Source organism: Nocardia sp. JMUB6875 (genome assembly GCF_041154655.1).
Classification (GTDB): Bacteria; Actinomycetota; Actinomycetes; order Mycobacteriales; family Mycobacteriaceae; genus Nocardia.
Genome location: NZ_BAAFGR010000002.1, coordinates 65815 through 87335, shown reverse-complemented (window position 1 = coordinate 87335; position 21521 = coordinate 65815). Strand labels below are relative to the sequence as shown.

General features: G+C 67.3%; 25 protein-coding genes. 8 read left to right on the top strand and 17 right to left on the bottom strand.

All coding sequences use genetic code 11. The features are described 5' to 3' along the window. Window positions 1–10: 10 nt before the first annotated feature. The 3 genes from ACAM49_RS01100 to ACAM49_RS01090 form a co-directional block, all read right to left on the bottom strand. The gene (locus ACAM49_RS01100; protein WP_369633543.1) at window positions 11–385 is read right to left on the bottom strand and encodes a cupin domain-containing protein; all 375 of its coding nucleotides are present in this window, start codon (window positions 383–385) and stop codon (window positions 11–13) included. Window positions 386–491: 106 nt separating this feature from the next. Next, complete coding sequence (locus tag ACAM49_RS01095; RefSeq protein ID WP_369633542.1) at window positions 492–1034, bottom strand: DUF1697 domain-containing protein; 543 nt, start codon at window positions 1032–1034, stop codon at window positions 492–494. Between the two features lie 33 nt (window positions 1035–1067). Continuing rightward, window positions 1068–1805 carry an acyltransferase gene (locus tag ACAM49_RS01090; protein WP_040811289.1) on the bottom strand — a complete coding sequence of 246 codons (738 nt, stop codon included), beginning with the start codon at window positions 1803–1805 and terminating at the stop codon, window positions 1068–1070. 149 nt (window positions 1806–1954) lie between these two features. Here ACAM49_RS01090 and ACAM49_RS01085 point away from each other — a divergent pair, with 149 nt between their 5' ends. The 3 genes from ACAM49_RS01085 (at window position 1955) to ACAM49_RS01075 (ending at window position 4650) form a co-directional block, all read left to right on the top strand. Next, window positions 1955–3292 (top strand): PQQ-binding-like beta-propeller repeat protein, encoded by a 1338-nt coding sequence (locus ACAM49_RS01085; protein WP_369633541.1) that lies wholly within the window; start codon window positions 1955–1957, stop codon window positions 3290–3292. Between the two features lie 97 nt (window positions 3293–3389). Then, window positions 3390–3827, top strand: a complete 438-nt coding sequence (locus ACAM49_RS01080) for a DUF1048 domain-containing protein (RefSeq protein ID WP_369633540.1) — start codon at window positions 3390–3392, stop codon at window positions 3825–3827. A gap of 22 nt (window positions 3828–3849) precedes the next feature. After that, entirely contained in the window at window positions 3850–4650 is an 801-nt protein-coding gene (locus ACAM49_RS01075) for a MerR family transcriptional regulator (protein WP_369633539.1), read from the top strand. Window positions 4651–4664: 14 nt separating this feature from the next. Here ACAM49_RS01075 and ACAM49_RS01070 read toward each other — a convergent pair whose 3' ends face one another. Next, window positions 4665–5096 (bottom strand): hypothetical protein, encoded by a 432-nt coding sequence (locus ACAM49_RS01070; protein WP_369633538.1) that lies wholly within the window; start codon window positions 5094–5096, stop codon window positions 4665–4667. Between the two features lie 68 nt (window positions 5097–5164). Here ACAM49_RS01070 and ACAM49_RS01065 point away from each other — a divergent pair, with 68 nt between their 5' ends. Beyond that, a complete protein-coding gene (locus tag ACAM49_RS01065) occupies window positions 5165–5647 on the top strand; it encodes a MarR family winged helix-turn-helix transcriptional regulator (protein WP_369633537.1) in 483 nt (160 codons plus the stop codon). Window positions 5648–5674: 27 nt separating this feature from the next. Here ACAM49_RS01065 and ACAM49_RS01060 read toward each other — a convergent pair whose 3' ends face one another. Beyond that, window positions 5675–6109 carry a MarR family winged helix-turn-helix transcriptional regulator gene (locus ACAM49_RS01060; protein WP_369633577.1) on the bottom strand — a complete coding sequence of 145 codons (435 nt, stop codon included), beginning with the start codon at window positions 6107–6109 and terminating at the stop codon, window positions 5675–5677. 111 nt (window positions 6110–6220) lie between these two features. On the opposite strand from ACAM49_RS01060, the gene ACAM49_RS01055 reads away from it, so the two are divergent. The 3 genes from ACAM49_RS01055 (at window position 6221) to ACAM49_RS01045 (ending at window position 8080) form a co-directional block, all read left to right on the top strand. Beyond that, complete coding sequence (locus ACAM49_RS01055) at window positions 6221–6619, top strand: PPOX class F420-dependent oxidoreductase (RefSeq protein WP_369633536.1); 399 nt, start codon at window positions 6221–6223, stop codon at window positions 6617–6619. 152 nt (window positions 6620–6771) lie between these two features. Next, window positions 6772–7641, top strand: coding sequence for an FAD-binding oxidoreductase (locus ACAM49_RS01050; RefSeq protein ID WP_369633535.1), 870 nt, complete (start codon window positions 6772–6774; stop codon window positions 7639–7641). Window positions 7642–7720: 79 nt separating this feature from the next. Next, window positions 7721–8080, top strand: a complete 360-nt coding sequence (locus ACAM49_RS01045) for a hypothetical protein (RefSeq protein ID WP_369633534.1) — start codon at window positions 7721–7723, stop codon at window positions 8078–8080. 11 nt (window positions 8081–8091) lie between these two features. Here the strand turns inward: ACAM49_RS01045 and ACAM49_RS01040 are convergent, their stop codons facing one another. The 10 genes from ACAM49_RS01040 to ctaD form a co-directional block, all read right to left on the bottom strand. Then, window positions 8092–9255 (bottom strand): class I SAM-dependent methyltransferase, encoded by a 1164-nt coding sequence (locus tag ACAM49_RS01040; protein WP_369633533.1) that lies wholly within the window; start codon window positions 9253–9255, stop codon window positions 8092–8094. Window positions 9256–9274: 19 nt separating this feature from the next. Further along, the gene (locus ACAM49_RS01035) at window positions 9275–10252 is read right to left on the bottom strand and encodes a class I SAM-dependent methyltransferase (RefSeq protein ID WP_369633532.1); all 978 of its coding nucleotides are present in this window, start codon (window positions 10250–10252) and stop codon (window positions 9275–9277) included. Window positions 10253–10299: 47 nt separating this feature from the next. Beyond that, window positions 10300–11067 (bottom strand): enoyl-CoA hydratase-related protein, encoded by a 768-nt coding sequence (locus ACAM49_RS01030; protein WP_369633531.1) that lies wholly within the window; start codon window positions 11065–11067, stop codon window positions 10300–10302. Between the two features lie 34 nt (window positions 11068–11101). After that, window positions 11102–11875 (bottom strand): NUDIX hydrolase, encoded by a 774-nt coding sequence (locus ACAM49_RS01025; protein WP_369633576.1) that lies wholly within the window; start codon window positions 11873–11875, stop codon window positions 11102–11104. A 117-nt stretch (window positions 11876–11992) separates the two neighbouring features. After that, the gene (locus tag ACAM49_RS01020; RefSeq protein ID WP_369633530.1) at window positions 11993–12439 is read right to left on the bottom strand and encodes a MoaF N-terminal domain-containing protein; all 447 of its coding nucleotides are present in this window, start codon (window positions 12437–12439) and stop codon (window positions 11993–11995) included. An 85-nt stretch (window positions 12440–12524) separates the two neighbouring features. Next, complete coding sequence (locus ACAM49_RS01015) at window positions 12525–13358, bottom strand: ABC transporter ATP-binding protein (RefSeq protein WP_369633529.1); 834 nt, start codon at window positions 13356–13358, stop codon at window positions 12525–12527. A 371-nt stretch (window positions 13359–13729) separates the two neighbouring features. Beyond that, entirely contained in the window at window positions 13730–14473 is a 744-nt protein-coding gene (locus ACAM49_RS01010; RefSeq protein WP_369633528.1) for an aminoacyl-tRNA hydrolase, read from the bottom strand. Between the two features lie 14 nt (window positions 14474–14487). Further along, window positions 14488–14961: a protease inhibitor I42 family protein gene (locus ACAM49_RS01005; RefSeq protein WP_369633527.1), complete on the bottom strand. Its 474-nt coding sequence runs from the start codon at window positions 14959–14961 to the stop codon at window positions 14488–14490. Window positions 14962–15040: 79 nt separating this feature from the next. After that, entirely contained in the window at window positions 15041–16270 is a 1230-nt protein-coding gene (gene serB / locus ACAM49_RS01000; RefSeq protein WP_369633526.1) for a phosphoserine phosphatase SerB, read from the bottom strand. A gap of 118 nt (window positions 16271–16388) precedes the next feature. Continuing rightward, entirely contained in the window at window positions 16389–18125 is a 1737-nt protein-coding gene (gene ctaD / locus ACAM49_RS00995; protein WP_369633525.1) for a cytochrome c oxidase subunit I, read from the bottom strand. A 179-nt stretch (window positions 18126–18304) separates the two neighbouring features. Here ctaD and ACAM49_RS00990 point away from each other — a divergent pair, with 179 nt between their 5' ends. Then, a complete protein-coding gene (locus ACAM49_RS00990) occupies window positions 18305–19405 on the top strand; it encodes an ABC transporter substrate-binding protein (protein WP_369633524.1) in 1101 nt (366 codons plus the stop codon). 7 nt (window positions 19406–19412) lie between these two features. On the opposite strand, the gene ACAM49_RS00985 is transcribed toward ACAM49_RS00990, so the two are convergent. Both ACAM49_RS00985 and nrdF read right to left on the bottom strand, forming a co-directional pair. Further along, window positions 19413–20240, bottom strand: a complete 828-nt coding sequence (locus tag ACAM49_RS00985) for a DUF6585 family protein (protein ID WP_369633523.1) — start codon at window positions 20238–20240, stop codon at window positions 19413–19415. Window positions 20241–20342: 102 nt separating this feature from the next. Next, a complete protein-coding gene (gene nrdF, locus ACAM49_RS00980) occupies window positions 20343–21305 on the bottom strand; it encodes a class 1b ribonucleoside-diphosphate reductase subunit beta (protein WP_369633522.1) in 963 nt (320 codons plus the stop codon). Window positions 21306–21521 lie beyond the last annotated feature (216 nt).

Genomic DNA, 21521 nt, shown 5'->3' with positions numbered 1-21521 from the left:
CGTGTAGACGTCAGTTGAAGTCGCAGCCCGGATTCGAGGCGTCTTCAGACAGCGGACTGCCCGCGGGCAGGACATAGAGCACATCGAGAATCTGCGCCTCAGTCCCCAGATTCCGCTCTATATGCACGTTCCCGGTCCCAGCCCGCTCCACGAAAAACGTTCCCGCGCCACCGGTTTGATCGATAGCACAGTCCGCCCCGTAATGGCTGATCTCCCCCTGCCGCACATACGCGTACAACGTCCCGTCATGGAAATGCCACCCCGTGGAACCGCCCGGCGCGACGGTGATTTCCCGCAAAATGTAATCCATCCCGCCAATCGTGGTGCGCGACAGAATCACCGCGCTCACCCCATCCGACGGTGTCGCATGAGCGGTCACGCCCATCGACCCCACCAACGCGACGGACGCCAAACCGGTCAATACAGCTCGAACTCCGAGAGTCACCGATCCACGGTATCCCTCGGCATCCGAGCCCGCAGCGTGAAATGAGTTAAGCGTCCAGCTTTTTGAGGGCTTTTTGGACGGTTAGGAAGGTGCGGGTGGTGATGTCTTTGCCCAGGGTTTTTTCGATTACCTGCATGAAGTTGGTGGTGCTGGGGTTGGTGTTGTCGATTACCGAGAGGAGGGCGGCGGACTCGGGGTCGAAGCGGAGGATTTTGACAGTGTTGGTGTCGTCCTCGGGGAAGACTGGGAGAGTTTCGGGGGCTTCGCGGACGAAGGTGACCGTCAGGTAGGTCTCGCGGCAGTGGGTTAGGCCTGCGAAGGGGTCGGAGTCGACCAAGGCTTGGAGTTGGGCTCGGGTGCGGATGAGGGTGCCGCCGGGGATGCCCAGTTCGGTGTTCAGGGCCTTTTGGATTTTGGATTCCAGGGCGGGGACGTTCGTGGCCTTGGCTTGGAAGGTTACGTTGCCGCTGGAGAGGAGGGTCGAGACCTTTTCGAAGCCCAGGTTCTCGAAGACGCCGCGGAGTTTTTCGTTGCGCATGTTGGGGTTGCTGGGCATGATCCCGCGCAGGAAGGCGGCGTAGCTGTGCATGGCCGTAGAACCTACCTGCGCGGGGGGACGAAATCAGGAGGCGGTGACGCCGTTTTTCTTGCGTTCGATGTCGGCGAGGGCCTCGAGGTGGGCGGCGCGCTTCTCGGCGGCGGAATCCCAGGCGTCCTTGCGGTTCTTGACGACCTTGGCGGGGGCGCCGACGGCGATGGAGTAGTCGGGGATATTGCCCTTGACCACGGCGTGGGCGCCGAGGACGCAACCGCGGCCGACCAGGGTGGAGCGCAGCACGGTCACCTTGGCGGCGATCCAGGTGTCGGGGCCGATGCGGACCGGCGACTTGACGATGCCCTGGTCCTTGATGGGCATATTGATGTCGTCGGTGACATGGTCGAAGTCGCAGATGTAGCACCAGTCGGCGACCAGGGTGGATTCGCCGATCTCGATATCGAGGTAGGTGTTGACGACATTGTCCTTGCCGAACACCACCTTGTCGCCGATGCGCAGCGAACCCTCGTGGCAGCGAATGGCGTTGCCGTCGCCGATGTGCACCCAGCGGCCGATCTCCAGCCGGCCCAATTCGGGGGTGGCGTGGATTTCGACATTGCGGCCCAGGAACACCATGCCGCGCAACACCACATGCGGGTTGGCCAGCTTGAACTTGGCCAGCCGGTAATAGCGCACCAGATACCAGGGTGTGTACGCGCGATTGGCGAGCACCCACTTGAGCGAGGCGGGCGTGAGGAAACGGGCCTGCTCCGGATCCCGGCGGCGCGAACCCCGCCAACGCGAGCGCAACGGTGCGCCCCACATGCTCGTCACGAACTTGCTCCCTGTGTTCACCGGACGTTTCAACGAGGGTATCCGCCCCCTCGAATGGGCGTGAAAGTAGGCTGTCCCCCGGCTGTAGCGGCCCGACGCGAATCCTCAGACTTCCGTACTGGCAGAAGGGACACCAGCAGGTGCGAAACGGCAGGCGGCAGACCGGACGTGACCGACGCGCGCACACCGGGGTGAAGGTGCTGGCGGCCGCGGCGGCCGGGCTCTTCACGCTGACCGCGTGTTCGTACGGCAGCACCAAGGTCGACGATATCGGCGTCGGCCCCGGCAAGGGCTGGCCGCTGGCCTTCCGCGACGCGCACAACAGCGGATCGACCCCGGTGACCGGTTCGCGCAAGCTGGCGCTGAATTGGTCACGGCCCGTGGGCAGCCCGATCGCGCAGCCGGTCATGGTCGGCGCCGACGGGCAGCTGTATGTCACCACCCGCACCGCCGGGTGCAATCTCGCGTCGTTCCAGATGCCGACCGGCCGCAAGCGCTTCTGCAATGTGATGGGCCCCAGCGCCATCGACGGCGGCTCCGCGGTCGACGGCAGCGGGAACGTGTACGTCGGCGACGACGGCGCGGTGAACTCCTACAACAATCTCGGCCAGCCGCGCTTTCGCACGCCCGCCGCCGGGACTCCGGTGTCGCTGCAGTTCACCAGTGACGGGAATGTCCTGTCCGTCACGCAATCCGGGCAGATCGACGTGCTCAGCCGTCAGACCGGCGACCGCCAGGTGCCCACCTTCCAGCTGCTCGGCGAACCCGATTTCCTCGCCAACGCGTCGTTGAACCGCCCGCCGGACGGGCAGGGCCTCGACGACTGCGCGACCGGCGGCCCGCAGTGCCCGGTCGCGAATGTGTCGGCGGTGGACCAGAAGTCGGGACGCTTCTACGCGACGCTGTGGAAGCCGGGCGACGGTGACGCCGCGCTGGTCGCGCTCACCTACGACGGCAAGGCGGTCCGCGTCGACTGGGACGCGAAGATGCTCACCGAGGGCAGCGCCACCAGCCCGGCGCTCTCGGCGGACGGGGACACCGTCTACGTCGGCGACAACACCAACCGGCTGATCGCGGTGGATGCCGCCACGGGTAAGACCAAATGGACGCAGGACCTGGGTTTCCCGGCGCGCGGCGGCATCTCCATCAGTGAGGGCCTGCTCATTCCCGCCGGGGACGAGGGGCATCTGCTCGCCCTGCGCGACAAGGGCGATCACGCCGAGATCGCCTGGGAGCGCAAGGATCTGGAGTTGCGCGGGCGGCCCGTGCAGGCCGCCGGCCAGACCGGGTACACGGTCGCGCCGATCGGCGACAAGCTGACGCTGGTCACCTTCGACACCCATTCCGGCGCGACGGTGCAGTCCAACGACCTGCCGGGCGCGGAGGGCACCACGGTCGGCACCGCGGTGGGCGCCGAGGGCGAGGTCGTCGTCACCACCCGCATCGGCGAACTGTTCGTCTTCAAACCGGAGAAGTAGCGCCGAATTCCGCCTTGACCTTGACGCAAGGTCAACCCTCATCCTGAGGTCGGGAGCCCCCGGACCGGCCGGAACGGCTTCAGGATGGAGACGGATCATGACGACGTTGCTCACGAAGATCGTCGGCGACCTCGGTGACAAGCGCCGGTGGCGGGACAACCGGGCGCACGTCAAAGCGCTTCCCGCGCATTACCGTTCGACGGTCGAGGCGCTGGAGCGGTACCTGACGCACCTCGGCGGGGTCACGCTGGGTGAGATCGAGGCGGGACTCCCGATGGAGATGCTCGAGGATCTCACGGGCCTGTTCGAACAGGCCGCGATGAACGGCAACCCGCCCGTGCGCGGGGTGATCGGCGCGGATCCGGTGGAGTTCGCCGAGACCTTCCTGCGGAACCACACCGGCGGCCAGTGGATCAGCCGCGCGCACGATCCCGAGCTCGGCGCGCTCGAGCGCGAGTTCCACCGGGAGGTCGATCGCGGGATCGCCAAGGAGCGCAAGCGCCTGACCGAATCCGTCGCCCGCGCCGAACGGTAGGAATCCGAGGCAGTCTGGAACCATGCTCACCATCAGCCGATTGGCGGCGTACGCGGGCGTGACCGTGCGGGCGGTGCGCCACTACCACCGGATCGGGTTGCTGCCCGAGCCCGCGCGCGACCGGTCCGGCTACCGGATCTACGACGCCGCCGCGGTGCTGCGCTTGATCCGGATCCACGCCCTCGCCTCGGCCGGTGTGCCCCTGGCGCGCGTGCAGGAACTGCTCGACGCGGGTCCGGAGGAATTCACCACGGGGGTCCGCGCCATCGACAAGGACCTGCGCGCCGAGATCCGGCGCTTGCAGGAAAGCCGGGAGCGCCTCGCGAAACTCGCCGCGGGAGAACATCTGGCGCTGCCGCAGAGCGTCGTGGACTACCTCGATCGGGTGCGCAGCCTCGGCGTGGGCGAACGGTATCTCGAGTTGGAGCGGGACGGCTGGATCATGCTCGCCGCGCAGGTGCCGGATCTGGTGGACGCCGTGATCGCCCAGAAGCACGAGGACTTGAACAATCCGGACATGGTGCGGCTCTACGGATTACTGGATACTGCGCTCGACTGGACGATCGACGACCCGCGGATCGCCGAGCTCGCGGACATCGTGGAACGCATGATGGCTTGCGCGATCAGAGACGGAGAGGTGGATATCGACAACCCCGGCGGTGAGTTCGCGAGCAGGCTCGACGATCATTTCGTCGACATGCTGGACACCGCCATGGTCGAGGCATCACCGGTCGCCGCGCGGCTCATGGAGATCATGGCGGAACGGGGCTGGAAGGGCTGGACCCGAATCGAGCGGATACCCGACGACCTGCTCGAATCATGAAGCAGCCCTGAGGATTACCGCGAGGCCGACGCGAACGCGTCGACCTTCGCGGCGACGCGCTGCAGCAGGTCCATCAGGGTGCGGTATTCGTCGTCGCTGAGGCCCTCGATGGAGGCGTTGCGCAGCACCTGGATGCGCTCGAAGAGGTTCGCGTGCACGGCGAGGCCCTGCGGGGTGATCGCGTACGCGCCGGTGTCACCGAGGGCGACCCAGCCGCGATCGAGCAGTACGCCGAGATACGGTGCGGCCGTGGGGTCTTGGGCGTTCAGGAACGGGGACAACGCCACGTCCAGGGCATCGGCGTCGAGCGGCCCGCCCGAGAGGGTGTGCAGGATCTGCCAGTGGCGGCGCAGCAGGCCCTCGGTGGCCAGAATCGCGGCGAAGTGCTCCTCCAGGGTCTTGTCGATGTGCTTGAGCCAGTAGCCGAACGGCTTCGGGGTGGTCATGATGGTCTCCAAACAGTTGTACTTTTACATTTGAATGTACTTTAGCAAGTAATTGTAAGATGGCAAGTGTGAAGGACATCGACCCCGCGAAGGACGGCGACCCCGCGATCGTCGCCATCGAGCGCGCCATGGTGGCCATCCGGCGCAGCCAAAGTCGCCGCGCCCTCAATAGATTCGCGGCCCGCGCGGGTGGCCCGACCGTCGATCCGACGCTGTTCGGCGTCCTCGACGCGATCGAGGCCCGCGACGGCGAGGCCACCGTCGGCGAGGTCGCCACCGCCCTGGGCGTCGATCAGCCGCGCGCCAGCCGCCTGGTGGCGCGCGCGGTCGCCGACGGACTACTGGAACGCCGCGCCGATCAGCACGACGCGCGGCGCATCCAACTGCATCTCACCCCCACCGCGCGCACGGCCCTGAACCGCGCGCACGCCAACCGTCAGGCCATCTTCGCCGAGACGACGGCCGACTGGCCCGACCGCGAGCGCGCCGAATTCGCCCGGCTCCTCACCAGATTCGTCACCGACTTCGAGGCCATCACCGGAAATCCGTAGGGCTCAGCCGGGACGCACCACACCGAGTCAGTCGGGACGCACCGCATCCAGGGCGGTGGCCGCGCGTTCGAGCATGGCGATCAGCGCCTCCCGCTCCGCGTCGGTGAACTCCGCGGCCAGCGCGCGCTCCACCGGCACCGCCCGCCGGTCGGCGGCATGCATGACCTTGCGGCCCTCGTCGGTGAGCCGCGTCTCCAGCACATTGCGATGCCAGGCATGCGGCGTGCGCTCGATGAACCCGCGCTCACGCAGATTGCTGAGCACCGTGTTCATGGTCGGCGGCGTGACGCCGCATCGCCGGGCCAGCTCCGCAGCGGAAATCCCCGGATTCTCACTGAGCACGTACAGCGCCGCGTACTGCGGGATGGTCACCCCCGCGGGCTTGAGCGCCGCGTTCTTCGCGCCCATCAGCGCCTGTTCGGCACGCTTGATGAAGGTCCCCAGCCGCTCTTCGACAGGCATCGACGTCACCCCGGGATGATAACCCATCCATTCATTCGAACCTTGACGATCATTAGAGCTCTAATCTATCTTCGCTCTCGCACCTTACGACCGCCGGCCCGAAAGGCACCCATGTCCCACCCGGTCATCCCCGACAAGTACGCCGACCTGCTGACCCGCCCCCTGTTCGCACACATGGCCACCCTCAATCCCGACGGCACCCCGCAGGTCACCCCGATCTGGCAAATCTGGGACGGCGAGTTCCTGCGCTTCACCACCACGACCACCCGCGCCAAGCACCGCAACACTTCTCGCGATCCGCACGTCGCAGTCAGCATCAACGACCCCGACTCGCCATACCGGTATCTCGAGATCCGCGGAGTCATCGAGCGCATCGACGCCGATCCCGAGGGCGAGTTCTTCGACGTCCTCGCCCGGCGCTACAACCTGCCGTACCAGAAGCCGGTCGGCGATCACCCGGACCGGGTCATCCTCGTCATGCGCCCCACCCACGCCACCTACCAGGGCTGACCGGTCAAATCCGACCATACAACGCACAGTTCATGATTGCCAGTCTAGAAGATAATCACTTCATGTGCCTATATTGAACGTGGGTCGACCGACCCCGACGTCCGACCGCACCGCGGATTCGGCGTTCGGTTCAACGAGGAAAAGGCACTGGCATGCATGACCTTTCAGATCTGCGCACCGCGGTACGCGGCCGCGTCACCCTGGCCGGGGACGACGGTTTCGACGCCGCTCGGCAGCCATGGAATCGCGCGGTCGATCAGCGGGCGGCCGCGGTGGTCGAGGTCGCCGACGCATGGGACGCGGCGGCGCTCGTGGCCTTCGCCCGGGACCGGGGGCTGACGGTGTCGGCCCAGCCGAGCGGGCACGGCGCGACCGGCGATGTGGACGGGGTGATCCTGGTGCGCACCGCGGCGCTCACCGGGATGCGGATCGATCCCGAATCCTGGTCGGTTCGGGTCTGGGCCGGGACGCAATGGGGTGAAGTGTGCACGGGCGCACAAGATTACGATCTGCTGCCGGTGACCGGCAGTTCCCCGGTGGTGAGCGTGGTCGGATACACCCTGGGCGGCGGGTTGAGCTGGTTCGCGCGCCGATTCGGCTGGGCCGCCGACCATGTCACCGCCTTCGACGTGATCACCGCCGACGCCATGCCCGCCCGGGTGACCGCCGCGACCGATCCGGACCTGTTCTGGGCCTTGCGCGGCGGCGGTGGCGACTTCGCCTTGGTGACGGCCATGGAGTTCGACCTGCAGCCCGCGCCGGCACTCTTCGGCGGCCGCATGCTCTGGACCGGCGACAAGATCGCCGACGCCCTCGCGGTCTTCCGCGAGATCACCAGCGACGCGCCGGAAGAACTCACCGTGTGGCTGACCCTGCTGCAACTCCCCGGCGCCCCCGCGCCCATGGTCGCTATCGACCACACCTACCTCGGCTCGGCCGCCGCGGCCCGGGAGCTGATGAGCCCGGCCGAACGCCTCGGCCCGCCGATCTTCGACGGCCGCGGCCCCCCTGCGCGCCGGTGACCTGCCCGCCATCACCGCCGAGCCGACCGATCCGGGCCCGCGCCAGGGTCGCGCCGAGCTGCTACCCGATTTCGACGAGGTGGCCGCGAAATTCCTGGCCGCCGAACCGATCCCGCCCTTGCTCAGCATCCAGCTGCGGCACCTGGGCGGCGCACTCGCGCGGCCCTCCGACACCCCGCACGGACCGATCACCGAACCGTATCTGCTCTACACGGTCGGGCTCCCCCTCAGCGCCGAGTTGTCCGAGGCGATCTCGGACAAGCAGCAGTCCCTGGCGAACGGCCTGAATGCGACGGGCCGCAAGCCCTTCGGCTTCCTGACACCCTCCGAAGGCCCGGCCCACGTCTTCTCCCCCGCCGCCCTGGACCGCCTGCGCCACCTCAAGCGCACCCGCGACCCCGAGGGCGTCTTCCGCGCCAACTTCCCGGTCCTGGGCTGAATATCGCGGTCTTACGGGGTTGCGCAGAGGAAAACCGTTGCGGTGCGGCCGATTCGGGTGATGACGAGCGTATGCGGCTGGGAGCCGGTGGGTTTGATGCGTTTGCGGAGGAGGTCGGGGTCGATGTCCACGCCGCGGGTGAGGATCTCGAGGGGGCCGCAGTCGCGGCGGTGGAGTTCGGCGCGCAGCGGCTTCTCGCGGAATTCCATGCGGTCGAGGATGCGGAAGCCGCGCACGCCCTCGGGGACCTGGTCGCCGGTGAGGTAGGCGATGCGGGGATCCAGTTGCCACAGGCCGTGTTTCGCGGCGTAGTGGCGGACCAGACCGGCGCGCACCACGGCGCCGTCCGGGTCGATGATCCACTCCCCCGGCTCACGCTCGGGGATGTCGTCGGGGTCGGCGTCGGTCAGGGTCCACGGGTCAGCGGTCGAGGAGAGCACCGTGGCGCGGCGGGTGACATCGGTCTGCGCCAAACCCGCCGACCACAGGCAGGCCTCGCGTACCGCGCCGTCCAGCGAGACGACCTCGATCTCGCCCGGCCAGGCGAGCTTGTCGAAATCCAGTCCGGGAGCGCACTTCACGGCGAGATCGCGGCCGGAGTACGCCGCGAGCAGATCCGGTAGCGGCGGTTGCAGTTTGGCGGGGTCGTGGGTGCGGCGGCCGTCGGCGCGGCGCGCCGGATCGGCGATCACCACCTCGGCGGTGCTGCAGGGGACGAGCGCATCCGCCTTGGCCAGCACCACATTTCGCGCCGCGGCGAGATTCCGGGCGGCCATGTCCAGTCGGACGATATCGAGATCGCTGCCGATCACGGCCGGGCACACCGGGGCCAGGGCCGCCAATTCCGCACCGACGGAACAGGTCACGTCGTGGACGGTGCGACCGGCCAGGCGTTGGGCGCGATGGCGGGCAACCGCCGTGGGAGTCGCCTGCTGCAGGGCGTCGTCGGTGAACAGCCACTCCTCCCCGCCGTCCAGCTTGGCCGACGCGCGGCGACGCAGCCGGACCGTCTCGACGAGGGCGGGCGTGTGGTCGCCGAACGTACGACGAAGTCGCTCCAGGTCTTTGAGGAGCGAGGCGGGGGTGAGCGCGAAATCGCCTACCTCGGCCAGGGCGGCCGTGCCGGCCGGACTGGCGAGATAGGCGATGTCGTCGCGAGAGAAGGCGTAGCCCACGGGGATTCGTGGAGTCTGCCTACTTGGCGGCGGCGCCGGGCTTCACGCCGGTGATCATGGCGTTGTAGAAGAACTGGCGGGGCACCACGTGGCGCAGCACCTTCTCGTCGAGGGCGGAGAAGGCGAGCCAGGCCTTGTACTGGGCCATGCGGTAGCGCCAGGTCAGCTTCTCCTCGGGGACGGCGGCCTCGAAGGTGCGCACCGGCCAGCCCCACAGGGCGGCGGCGAATTCCTCGGTCTTGGCCAGCACGTCGACGGCGCCCGCGCTGCGCGCCATGCGCTCGAGATCGGACGGGTCGAAGGTGTGCAGGTCCACCACGGCCTCGAGGGCGGCGGCGCGGGAGGACTCGTCCAGTTCGGACTGCGGACGCCGCCAGTCGCTGAGGAACGGCAGCTTGGTGACGTTGGTGGTGATCTTCCAGGTGACCTGGCCGAGCTTGCGGGCGTACAGGTTGCCGATGGTGGTGGGCTCACCGGCGAACACGAACCGGCCGCCCGGCTTGAGCACGCGCAGGCACTCCTTGAGCGCCAGCTCCACATCCGGGATGTGGTGCAGCACGGCGTGGCCGACCACCAGATCGAAGGTGTCGTCCTCGTAGGGGATGGTCTCGGCGTCGGCGACGCGGCCGTCCACGTCCAGACCGAGGTTCTGGCCGTTGCGGGTGGCGACCTTGACCATGCCCGGGGACAGGTCGGTGACCGAGCCGCGCTTGGCCACGCCCGCCTGCATCAGGTTCAGCAGGAAGAAGCCGGTGCCGCAACCCAGTTCGAGGGCACGGTCGTAGGGCACTTCCGCGCTCGGGGCGACGGCGTCGAAACGACCGCGCGCGTATTCGATGCAGCGCTCGTCGTAGGAGATCGACCACTTCTCGTCGTAGGTCTCGGCTTCCCAGTCGTGGTACAGGACCTGGGCCAGCTTGTTGTCGCTATACGCGGCCTGGACCTCGGCCTCGGTGGCGTGCGGGTTCGGCGCGGGGTCTTCAGGACCAACTGTCATGCAGGGCAGCCTAATGAATACCCCGGTGAACGGTGTTATCGGGCCGCTTAACGGCCGGTGAACCGGGCCGCATCCGGACCGTCGACCAAATAAGAACGTGTTCCAACCTGCTGATCTTCGGTGCCGAACAGCTCGGCCCACTCGCGGCGGGCGCGATCGTGACCGTGCGTACCGGCCTCGAAGACCCGCTTCGCGGCGGCCAGCGCGAGGCGCGGTCCGTCGGTGAACTGCTTGGCCCAGCGCAGGGCGGCGGCGAAGACATCGTCGGGCGCGACGACCTCGTCGACGAGGCCGAGGGCGGCGGCCTCCTTGGGGTCGACGAAGCGGCCGCTGTAGACCAGATCCTTGGCGTGCGAGGGCCCGATGAGCAGGCTCAGGCGGCGGATTCCGGCCAGCGGAATCAGGCCCGCCTTGATCTGCGGCAGGCCGAGTTTCACGTTGTCGCCGATGATGCGGCGGTCGGCGGCCAGGGCCAGTTCCAGCCCGGCGCCCAGGGCGTAGCCGCTGATCGCCGCGACGGTCGGCTGCGGCAGGCGGGACAGGCTGTTCAGCGCCGACTGGAAGTCGGCGGCCATGGCCTGCGCCTGCTCGGGGGTGAGCCGGGCCAGCTCGGCCATTTCGTCACCCGCGGAGAAGATGCGCTCGTCGCCGTAGACGACCACGGCCGAAATGCCCGGGTCCGCCGCGATCTCCTCGGCGGCGGCGGACACTTCCAACGCCACCTGGAGATCGATCAAGTTCATCGGCGGGCGCGCGATCCGCAGGACGGCAATGCCGTCCGCCACGCCACGGTCCACGGTCACGAATTCGGCCACAGCCGATCACCCTACTTCGGGCGCGCGGTACCGATCACTCCGGTCGCTGCGAACCCCGGATGCGCGAGTTGTCCGGCAGCTCCGCGAAGTACCGGTCGGCATGCGGGAAGGCCAGCGCCGGCCCGCCGCCCGACGGATCGTAGACCGGCATGATCGGTTCGATGGTCCGCTCGGCGGCGAGAATCTCGGCGGTGGAGGCGAATTCGTTCAGCGCCGCGAGCTGGGTCCAGGTCGGCGGCAGCAGCACATCGAGACCCTCGTGCCAGCGCGCGATGGCCTCGGCCGGGGTGCACCAGGTGACCACCTCGGCCTCGGAGGTCGCGCCGTCGGCCAGCTGGCCCTCGGGCAGCACCGCGACGAAGAAGCGGGTGTCGTAGCGCCGCGGCTCGATCACCGGGGTGATCCAGTTGTCCCAGGGGCGCAGCAGATCCGCGCGCAGCACCAGGTTCTCGCGGGTGAGGAATTCGGCGAAGGACAGCTCGCGGCGCTCCAGTTGCCCACGCGCCTCGGCGTAGACCGAGGTGTCGCTGACGACGGTGTCGGCGGTCGGGCCAGCCAGCAGCACGCCGCACTCCTCGAACGTCTCACGCACCGCCGCGCACACCAGCGCCTGCGCCCGGCCCGCGTCGATGCCGAATCGCTCGCCCCACCAAGCCGGTTCGGGCCCGGCCCAGTCCAGCGCGATCGACGCGTCGGAGGGATCCACCCCGCCGCCGGGGAAGACGGTCATGCCGGCCGCGAAGGCCATGCCGCCGACTCGACGCTGCAGGAACACCTCGGGCCCGCGCGCACCGTCGCGCACCAGCATGACCGTGGAAGCGTCCTTGACGGGCGCGGCCGCGGGCTGGGAGTCGGGCTGGGCTATTGCTTCGCTCACAATCGGACCATAACTGTTGCCTCGGCTAAGCGATACCACCGGTTCCGATCAGTCCGTCAAATGGACTGAACCGACCCGGGTTTCGATCACGGGCTGGCCGGAGCCGTCGCGGCGGGTCCAGGTGCCCTCGACCCGGCCGGTCCGATAGTCCTGCACCTGGCTGACCACCGCGCCGGTGTCGTCGGTCCAGGTAACCAGGAAGATGCCCGCCTCGATGGCCTCGACCGCGACCGGGGTGCTGGTCCGCCGTCCGGTGTCCGCGGCGGTGTAGGTGACGGTGCGCCCGTCGGTGGAGAACGTGATCGTCCCGCCCGAGCCGGCGTCATAGCTGAGCTGCACCGTCTTGCCGTTCAGGTCCGCCGGGACGGCCGCCTTGCCGAGCGTTTCCGCGGCGTGGGAGTTCGAAACCCGCTGGGCCGCCGGTGGATCGGCGACGCATGCGGTCGCGGCGAGGGCGACGGCGATGATCGCGATCGCACCAATGCTCCGGGACACGCCCCGCTCCCTCCGTACACGGCAGTTGCGGACAGTTTGCCCATAGCTCGGGCCGGATGCAATCGCAGCGCGCCGGAGGACTTTTTCAGCGGTTGCGGTGGCGACCGAAACGCTGACTGCGCCTGGCGAAGTAGCGGCCGTCGATGCGGTCCAGCTGAATCGATTGGCGGAAGGCCTCACTCAGGTTTTCAGAGGTCAGCACGTCGGTGAGCAGTCCCTGCGCCACCACGGCGCCCTCGTTGAGCAGCATGCCGTGGGTGAATCCGGGCGGGATCTCCTCCACGTGGTGGGTGACCAGCACGGTCGCGGGCGCGTCCGGATCGGCGGCCAGATCGCCGAGCCGCTCCACCAGTTCCTCGCGCCCGCCCAGATCGAGTCCGGCGGCCGGTTCGTCGAGCAGCAGCAGTTCGGGATCGGTCATGAGCGCGCGGGCGATGAGCACCCGCTTGCGCTCCCCCTCCGACAATGTCCCGTATGTCCGATCGGAAAGGTGTTCGGCGCCCAGGCTTTCCAAAATATCGACCGCCCGGTCTGTATCCATATCGTCGTAGCGCTCCCGCCAGCGCCCCATCACCGCGTATCCGGCGGACACCACCAGGTCGGCGACCTTCTCATCCAGCGGCACCCGGCTGGCGACGGCCGCCGAGGAGATGCCGATGCGCGGGCGTAGTTCATTGATGTCGGTCCGGCCCAGCGTCTCGCCGAGCAGGTTGGCGACACCCGAGGTCGGATGCATCTCGGCGGCGGCCATCCGCAGCAGGGAGGTCTTGCCGGCCCCGTTGGGGCCCAGCACCACCCAGCGTTCGTCCAATTCCACCTGCCAGGTGACCGGACCGACGAGAGTATGTCCGGAACGTCGGACGGTGACGTCGCTGAAATCGATGAGCAGATCGGGATCCGGTTGCGGCACGCCGTCCATCTTGGACCACCGCCCCGGACGATCGTCAACGTGGTGGGTAAACGCGGTGCGTGTCCTCCCCCGAAGTGCGGTAGCGATAAGCGATTTCGTGTGCGCGCGTATCGAATTCCGATAGTTCGCGCTCGGGCCCCCGCAGTCCGCGATCACGGGCGTCGTCCCGCGTCGACCGGAACATGCGTGCCAGAATCAGTGCCGCCGGGACCGAGAGCACCGTCCACACGATGAGAACAACCAACAGTGTTGTCATTTCGTGGTTTCCTTCCGCGGAAACTCGTGAAATCGATCCTTGCCCACCTACTGCGCCAAGTCGATACGCACTGCCCATATAGGCCAGCGCGACGACCGTTCGGTTCGCTAGTGCGACACCCGAACTAATGCACCGCGATCACCGTCATCGACCCCGGGGCCACCTCCGTGAAACCGGCATCGCGCACCGCCACCGCGCTACCCTCGGCCACGCGTTGTCGCAGGTCCGCCCAGCGGCCGGGATCGGCCTCCGCAACGGTGCACCGGAACCCTCGCGCGGCCCAGGCCTGTGCCCGCCGCACGGGCAGCGCACCCGCCAGCAACATGCTTGCGTGCCCTACCTGTGCCGCGGCCTTGCCAACAGTCATACCCAATTCCGCGTTCACCCATAGCACCGGAAATTCCGGATCGATTTCGATCGGGTCGTCCGACGGCAGTTCGGTGCCGCTGATCTGAAGCTTCTTGATCCGCGGATCGATATCGCCGACCGGCCCGGGCACCAGCGCTCGCGCCTGCGCGCCCGCGAATTCGACTGTCACGCCGTCGACTTCCTGCGCGGTCAGCCACTGCGCGCCGCGGGCCCGGCGCGCGACCTTGCGAATCCGGGAGCGCTTCCAGGTGAGATAGCGCTCCTCCCATTCACCGCCCGGACCGACCCGTTCGTCCAGGCACAGCGCCACCACCGACGAGGCGGCCGCGGCCAGCAGCGCGCTGCGCGCGGGCGGCTCGTCCTTCGGAATGTGCAGCACCATCTGCATGGCTTGCACCAGAGCGGGATCCGCGGGATCGCCCCCGCCGCCGTAGCCCCGCGCCAGTTCCGCGTGTCTCGCCGCGAATCCGGCATCGATGGTGGATTCGATGCTGGACAACACAACTCCTCGAACTAGTGAACCGTCAGGTTCAAGGTGAAACGTTTGGCGGGCTCGATTCCTTGCTCCCAGGCCCGCTTGTATTCGAGAACGAGCCGGGTGGCGCCCGAGCCGACCGCCACGAAGTTCAGGACGGACTTGCCGCCCACACCGACCCTGCCGTCCGGATTGGGATCCTGCTCGTACTCGGGTGAGCCGTTCTGCTTCACGATGGCCTGGTCCAGACTGCCCAGCACCCAGGCGTATCCGGTGGTCGGGTTGGCGTCCAGGGTGACGATCAGGCCCTGCCCGGCGGCCAGCGTGAGGTCCTTGCCGTCGGAGTCCGCCCCGACCGAAAGGGCCGGATGCGCGTCCGAGGTGGCCTGCACCGCGGTGGTGATCGCGACGCTGGTGGCCGACACCAGTTGCGCCTCATTCGGATTGGAATGGCCGCAGGCGCTGACCGCCAGTCCGGCCAGCAACACCATCAGCGGCAGACGCACGCGCACGGATTCTCCTTCGGATCGTGGCCGGATCGCTCCCCTGTCCGGGAACGATGTGCCGACCACGGTACCGACGGCGGGTCGACTACGAGGGCAACGGCACGCGACGGATGCCGCCGTCGCGGGCGTCGGCGGCCTCGACCTCGTCGCGGGTGACGCCCAGGATGAACAGCACCGCGTCCAGGAACGGATGCGAGAGCGCGGCATCGGCGACCTCGCGCAGCGCCGGCTTGGCATTGAACGCGATGCCCAGCCCGGCGGCATTGAGCATGTCGATATCGTTCGCGCCGTCACCGACCGCGACGGTCTGCTCCATGGCGACGCCGGTCTCGGCCGCGAAGCGGCGCAGCGCAACGGCTTTCGCGGCCCGGTCCACGATCTCGCCGACGACCGCGCCGGTCAGCTTGCCGTCGCGGATCTCAAGGGTGTTGGCCTGTACGAAGTCCAGTTCCAGCTCGTGGGCCAGGGGTTCGATGACCTGGCGGAAGCCGCCGGAGACGACGCCGCAGCGGAAACCCAGGCGGCGCAGGGTGCGAATGGTGGTGCGGGCGCCGGGGGTGAGTTCGATGCGCTCGGCGACCTCGTCGATGACCGAGGCGTCCAGTCCGGCCAGGGTGGCCACGCGCTGGCGCAGCGATTCGGAGAAGTCGAGTTCGCCGCGCATGGCGGCCTCGGTGACCTTGCGGACCTCGTCCTCGACCCCGGCGTGCGCGGCCAGCATCTCGATGACCTCGCCCTGGATCAGGGTGGAGTCCACGTCGAACACGATGAGCCGCTTGGCCCGTCGCGCCAGGCCCGCGCGCTCGACGGCCACGTCCACGCTCTCTTTGGCGGCGACGGCCGAGAGCGCGGTGCGCAGCTCGGTCTCGGCGTCGGCATCGCTCGACGGCACGGTGACCATGAGTTCCAGACCGGTCACCGGGTAGTCCGCGATGCCGCGAATGGAGTCGATGTTCACCCGCTGCGCGGCCAATTTGCGCGCGATGGCGCTGAAAGCCCGTGCGGTGACCGGCGAGCCGAGCACCACGACCGCGTGGGTCGAGAGCTTCGCGCCCGAGACCGCGCTCGCGCCGATCTCCACGTCGACATCCATGCCGATCGAGGCCATGGCGTCCTCGAGCTGATCCTGCAGCGCCTCGGGATCGCTGGGACACGACACCAGCACGCCGAGGGTGAGCCGTCCCCGGATGACGACCTGTTCCACGTCCAGCAGGCTGACCCCGTTATTGGCCAGCGCGGCGAGAAGTACCGACGTGACGCCCGGCTTGTCGGGTCCGGTGACCGTGACCAGAACCGTCGTGTCAGACGAACTCAATCGATAACTCCCATCTCGCTGAACGCATCGTCCATGCCTGCGATGCGCTGCTCATTCTGTCAGAACGACAATGGCGGCCGTCTTTCGACGGCCGCCATTGCCAGGTAGATCACGCGTGCTAGCCGGAAACCTTCTCCAGCTCGGCCACGTGGTGGGACTTGGAGCCCCAGCCGACGTGGGCCTCGGCGCGCATGCGCTCGACCATGTGCGGGTAGTGCAGCTCGAACGCCGGACGCTCCGAACGGATGCGCGGCAGCTCGTAGAAGTTGTGCCGCGGCGGCGGGCACGAGGTGGCCCACTCCAGCGAGTTGCCGTAGCCCCACGGGTCATCCACGGTCACGACCTCGCCGTAGCGGTAGGACTTGAAGACGTTCCAGATGAACGGCAGCATCGACGAACCCAGGATGAAGGCACCGATCGTGGAGATGGTGTTCAGGGTGGTGAAGCCGTCGCTCGGCAGGTAGTCGGCGTAGCGGCGCGGCATACCCATGTTGCCCAGCCAGTGCTGCACCAGGAACGTGGTGTGGAAGCCGACGAAGGTGGCCCAGAAGTGCCACTTGCCCAGACGCTCGTCCATCATGCGGCCCGTCATCTTCGGGAACCAGAAGTAGATGCCCGCGAAGGTGGCGAACACGATGGTGCCGAAGAGCACGTAGTGGAAGTGCGCCACCACGAAGTAGGTGTCGGACACGTGGAAGTCGATCGGCGGGGCGGCCAGGATGACGCCCGACAGACCACCGAAGAGGAAGGTCACCAGGAAGCCGACCGACCAGAGCATCGGGGTCTCGAAGGTGAGCTGACCGCGCCACATGGTGCCGATCCAGTTGAAGAACTTCACACCGGTCGGGACCGCGATGAGGAAGGTCATGAACGAGAAGTACGGCAGCAGCACGGCGCCGGTCGCGTACATGTGGTGCGCCCACACCGCGATCGAGAGGGCCGCGATGCCGAGCGTCGCGTAGACCAGGGTGGTGTAGCCGAAGATCGGCTTGCGGCTGAAGACCGGGAAGATCTCCGAGACGATGCCGAAGAACGGCAGCGCGATGATGTACACCTCGGGATGGCCGAAGTACCAGAACAGGTGCTGGTAGAGCAGGACACCGCCATTGGCCGGGTCGTAGATGTGGCCGCCCAGGTGGCGGTCGTAGGCCAGGCCGAACAGCGCCGCGGTCAGCAGCGGGAAGGCCAGCAGCACCAGCACCGAGGTGACGGCGATGTTCCAGGTGAAGATCGGCATCCGGAACATGGTCATGCCCGGGCAGCGCAGGCAGACCACGGTGGTGAGCATGTTGACGCCACCGAGGATGGTGCCCAGACCCGAGACGGCCAGACCCAGGATCCACAGGTCGGCGCCGACGCCCGGCGAGTGCACGATGTCCGAGAGCGGGGCGTAGGCGGTCCAACCGAAGTCGGCCGCGCCGCCGGGGGTGATGAAGCCCGCGGTCGCCATGGTGCCGCCGAACAGGTACAGCCAGTAGCTGAACGCGTTCAGACGCGGGAAGGCGACGTCAGGGGCGCCGATCTGCAGCGGCAGGATGATGTTGGCGAAGCCGAACACGATCGCGGTCGCGTAGAACAGCAGCATGATCGTGCCGTGCATGGTGAACAGCTGGTTGAACTGCTCGGGCGAGAGGAACTGCATACCCGGGCGGGCCAGCTCGGCGCGCATGAGCAGCGCCATGATGCCGCCCACGAGGAAGAAGGACATCGCCGTCACCAGGTACATGACGCCGAGAACCTTCGGGTCCGTCGTGGTGACCATCTTGTAGATGAACGAACCCTTCGGACCCGTCCTTTGCGGATAGGGCCGAGCCGCCTCCACAAGGCTGGCCGGCCGCGGTTCTACGGCTGTCACGAAACCTCCACAGGTATGCCATCGTTCGTACGCTGCTTCCGGCGTCCGGTTCGGCTTATGACGAACGACGGTTGGCTTGCGCTGTGAGAGATCGTAAACCGTGTTCCGACGGCGCTCGCCACGGGTCCTACTCTGTGTCGTAATTGGGAGTCGCGGGGCACGGCTGTAGGCTGCCCCGCATGCCGGTGCGCGAGTCCGCTTCCACCCGAAACACGTTCGCCTCCACCTTTTCCCCTTTGCGCCATTTGCGCAGTGTGGGATTGGTCTCGGCCGCGACGCTCTTGACGGTGGGCCTAGCCGCGGGGTGTGCCAAGACCGATGACAACTCGGCGAACATCGTCCGCACGACCACCAATATCGCGGGCGCGGGCGTCGTCGGCATCGAGCGCGACACCTCCAAGGCCTGCCCGCTGCCGAGCAACCCGGATTCCACTTCCGGGACAAAGACTGTCAATCACGCCGCCGGCACCTCGGAGGTGCCCGCCGACCCCAAGCGCATCGTGGTGCTGTCCACCGCCGCGCTGGACGCCACCTGCGCGCTGGGTCTGTGGGAGCGCGTGGTCGGCGCGACCACCCTCGCCGGACCGGTTCCGCAGCCCGGGTACCTCGGCACCGGCGTGGTCACGATTCCCACGGTCGGCCTGAACGACAATCCCGATCCCGCGAAAATCGCGGAGCTGAAACCGGATCTGATCATCGGCCCCGCCGCCGACGGCAACCGCTACGACGCTCTGAAGGCCATCGCCCCCACCGTCCTGGTCGGCGACGAGAACGGCTGGCAGGCCACCTTCACCGGCTTCGCCGAGGCCATGGACCGCAAGACCGCGGCCGCCAAGGCCCTCGACGACTACCGCACCGCCGCCAAGGACGCGGGCATAGCCGCCAACTCCTCCCTCACCCAGGCGTCGGTAATCCGCTTCGACCCCAACAACATTCAGGTCCAGGGCGGCAACACCTTCGCCGCCCAGGTCCTCGGCGACGCCGGCGTCCAACGCCCGGCCCCCCAACGCGGCGACTCCTTCGTGGTGACAAGCCTGTCCACCCAATCCGACCGCAACAAGCTCGAGGGCGACCTCATCTTCCTCATGTTCAACGGCCCCGACGGCCTGAAGTACGGCAAGTCCGTAATGAACAGCGACGACTGGAAAAAACTCGGCGCGGTAAGCGACCGCCGAGAATTCGCCGTAGACGACACCATCTGGCACGGCAGCGGCATAACCGCCGCCCGAGCCCTCCTCGACGACATGCGCCTCAACCTCAACGGCTACGTCTCCGACTGACGGCAAATCACCCTGCGGCAGTGGGATTGTGGACCTGCCGCAGGTGCTCGAACAAGGTCCGGAACACGAAGAAGTTCGGGATCTCCTTGATCGCCTTGGCACGCAGGTTGACCGGTCCCCGGCCGGAACGGATCTTGACGGCGCCATCGGCGATCGTCATGTCCTTCACCTCACCCCAGGCCGCGCTGTTCATGCTGGTCCCGATTTCGGTGGCGGAGATCCAGAAGGGCCCGAACTCCGCCTTCTCCCCCGCCCGCAGCCGCGCCATCACCATCGGCGCCTGTGCGTTCACGATCGCCTGCTGGATCTCCGGCCCCCACTGCTGCACACCGCTGAAGGTGTGGTCGATGACCACGGGCACCAGCTGTCCGGGCAGGGTGAAGGTATAGGTGTAGCTGGTCCCGGTCTCCACGCCATTGCTGGTGTGCCGCACCAGATTCTGGAGCACGCTGACCGTCTCGTACCGGAGTCCGACCGCCCGATCGCGGAATCCGATCACCAGGCCGCGCTCGCGCAACTCCAGCCGCCCGCCCGCGAGCTTCCGGTTGTACCACCATCCGCGCAGAGAGGTTCCGGACGCGATGATGAACGCGAATACCGCGAACATCCCGAAGAATCCGCCCCAGTGCCTCGTGCCGGAGTGCGCACCGGTCACCCCGCTGATGACCGCCGCGAGCACCAGCCCGCCGAAGATGACCCACGCCCAGACGCCCGAGCCCGGCTTGTTCCCGACCGGATACACCGATCGCACCGCTCCCAGGTCCTCGCGCTGCGCGGTCTCCTCGATCCGCCGCGAAATCTCCTGATCTTCCCCGGGCACAACAGTTTCAGCCATCGGATCCCCCTCGCGTTCAAGACCGTTTTCGTCGGCGAATGCTACCGGAGAAAAAGGAACGGCCCCGGGCGGATTCGCTCGGGGCCGTCGTCTATGAGGGGGTCAGAATTCCCAGTCTTCGTCTTCGGTGTTGACGGCCTTGCCGATTACGTAGCTGGAACCCGAGCCGGAGAAGAAGTCGTGGTTCTCGTCGGCGTTGGGGGAGAGGGCCGAGAGGATGGCGGGGTTCACGTCGCACTCGTCCTTGGGGAACAGGCCCTCGTAGCCGAGGTTCATGAGGGCCTTGTTGGCGTTGTAGCGGAGGAACTTTTTGACGTCTTCGGTGAGGCCGACCTCGTCGTAGAGGTCTTGGGTGTATTCGACCTCGTTTTCGTAGAGCTCGAAGAGGAGCTCGAAGGTGTAGGACTTGAGGTCGTCGCGTTCGGCTTCGGAGAGGCGCTCGAGGCCCTTCTGGTACTTGTAGCCGATGTAGTAGCCGTGCACGGCCTCGTCGCGAATGATCAGGCGGATCATGTCGGCGGTGTTGGTGAGCTTGGCCCGCGAGGACCAGTGCATGGGCAGGTAGAAGCCGGAGTAGAAGAGGAAGGACTCGAGCAGGGTGGAGGCGACCTTGCGCTTGAGCGGGTCCTCGCCGTTGTAGTACTCGAGCACGATCTCGGCCTTGCGCTGCAGGTTCCGGTTCTCCTCGGACCAGCGGAAGGCCTCGTCGATCTCGCGGGTGGAGCACAGGGTCGAGAAGATCGAGCTGTAGCTCTTGGCGTGCACCGACTCCATGAACGCGATATTGGTCAGCACCGCCTCCTCGTGCGGGGTGATCGCGTCCGGGATCAGGCTGACCGCGCCGACCGTGCCCTGGATGGTGTCGAGCAGGGTGAGACCGGTGAAGACCCGCATGGTGAGTTGCTTCTCATTGGCGGTCAACGTGTTCCAGGACGGGATGTCATTGGAGACCGGGACCTTCTCCGGCAACCAGAAGTTGCCGGTGAGCCGATCCCAGACCTCGGAATCCTTCTCGTCCTGCACGCGGTTCCAGTTGATCGCGGTTACTCGATCGATCAGCTTCACGCCCGTTCACACACCCTTCTCAGCTCACCGGACCCTGCGGAGTCTCATTGCCCTGAACACTACTACTGGTAGGTGACATCCTCGTGCAGCACAAGAAGTTGTGTCTTCACGTGTCTTCGCGTTGTCCTGGGAGAACGCCGAAGGGATGTGGGCAAGCACGCCGCCGACTGGAGAAAATTACAGCGGTGCAATCCGTCACAGCGAGCCGGGGTGCAC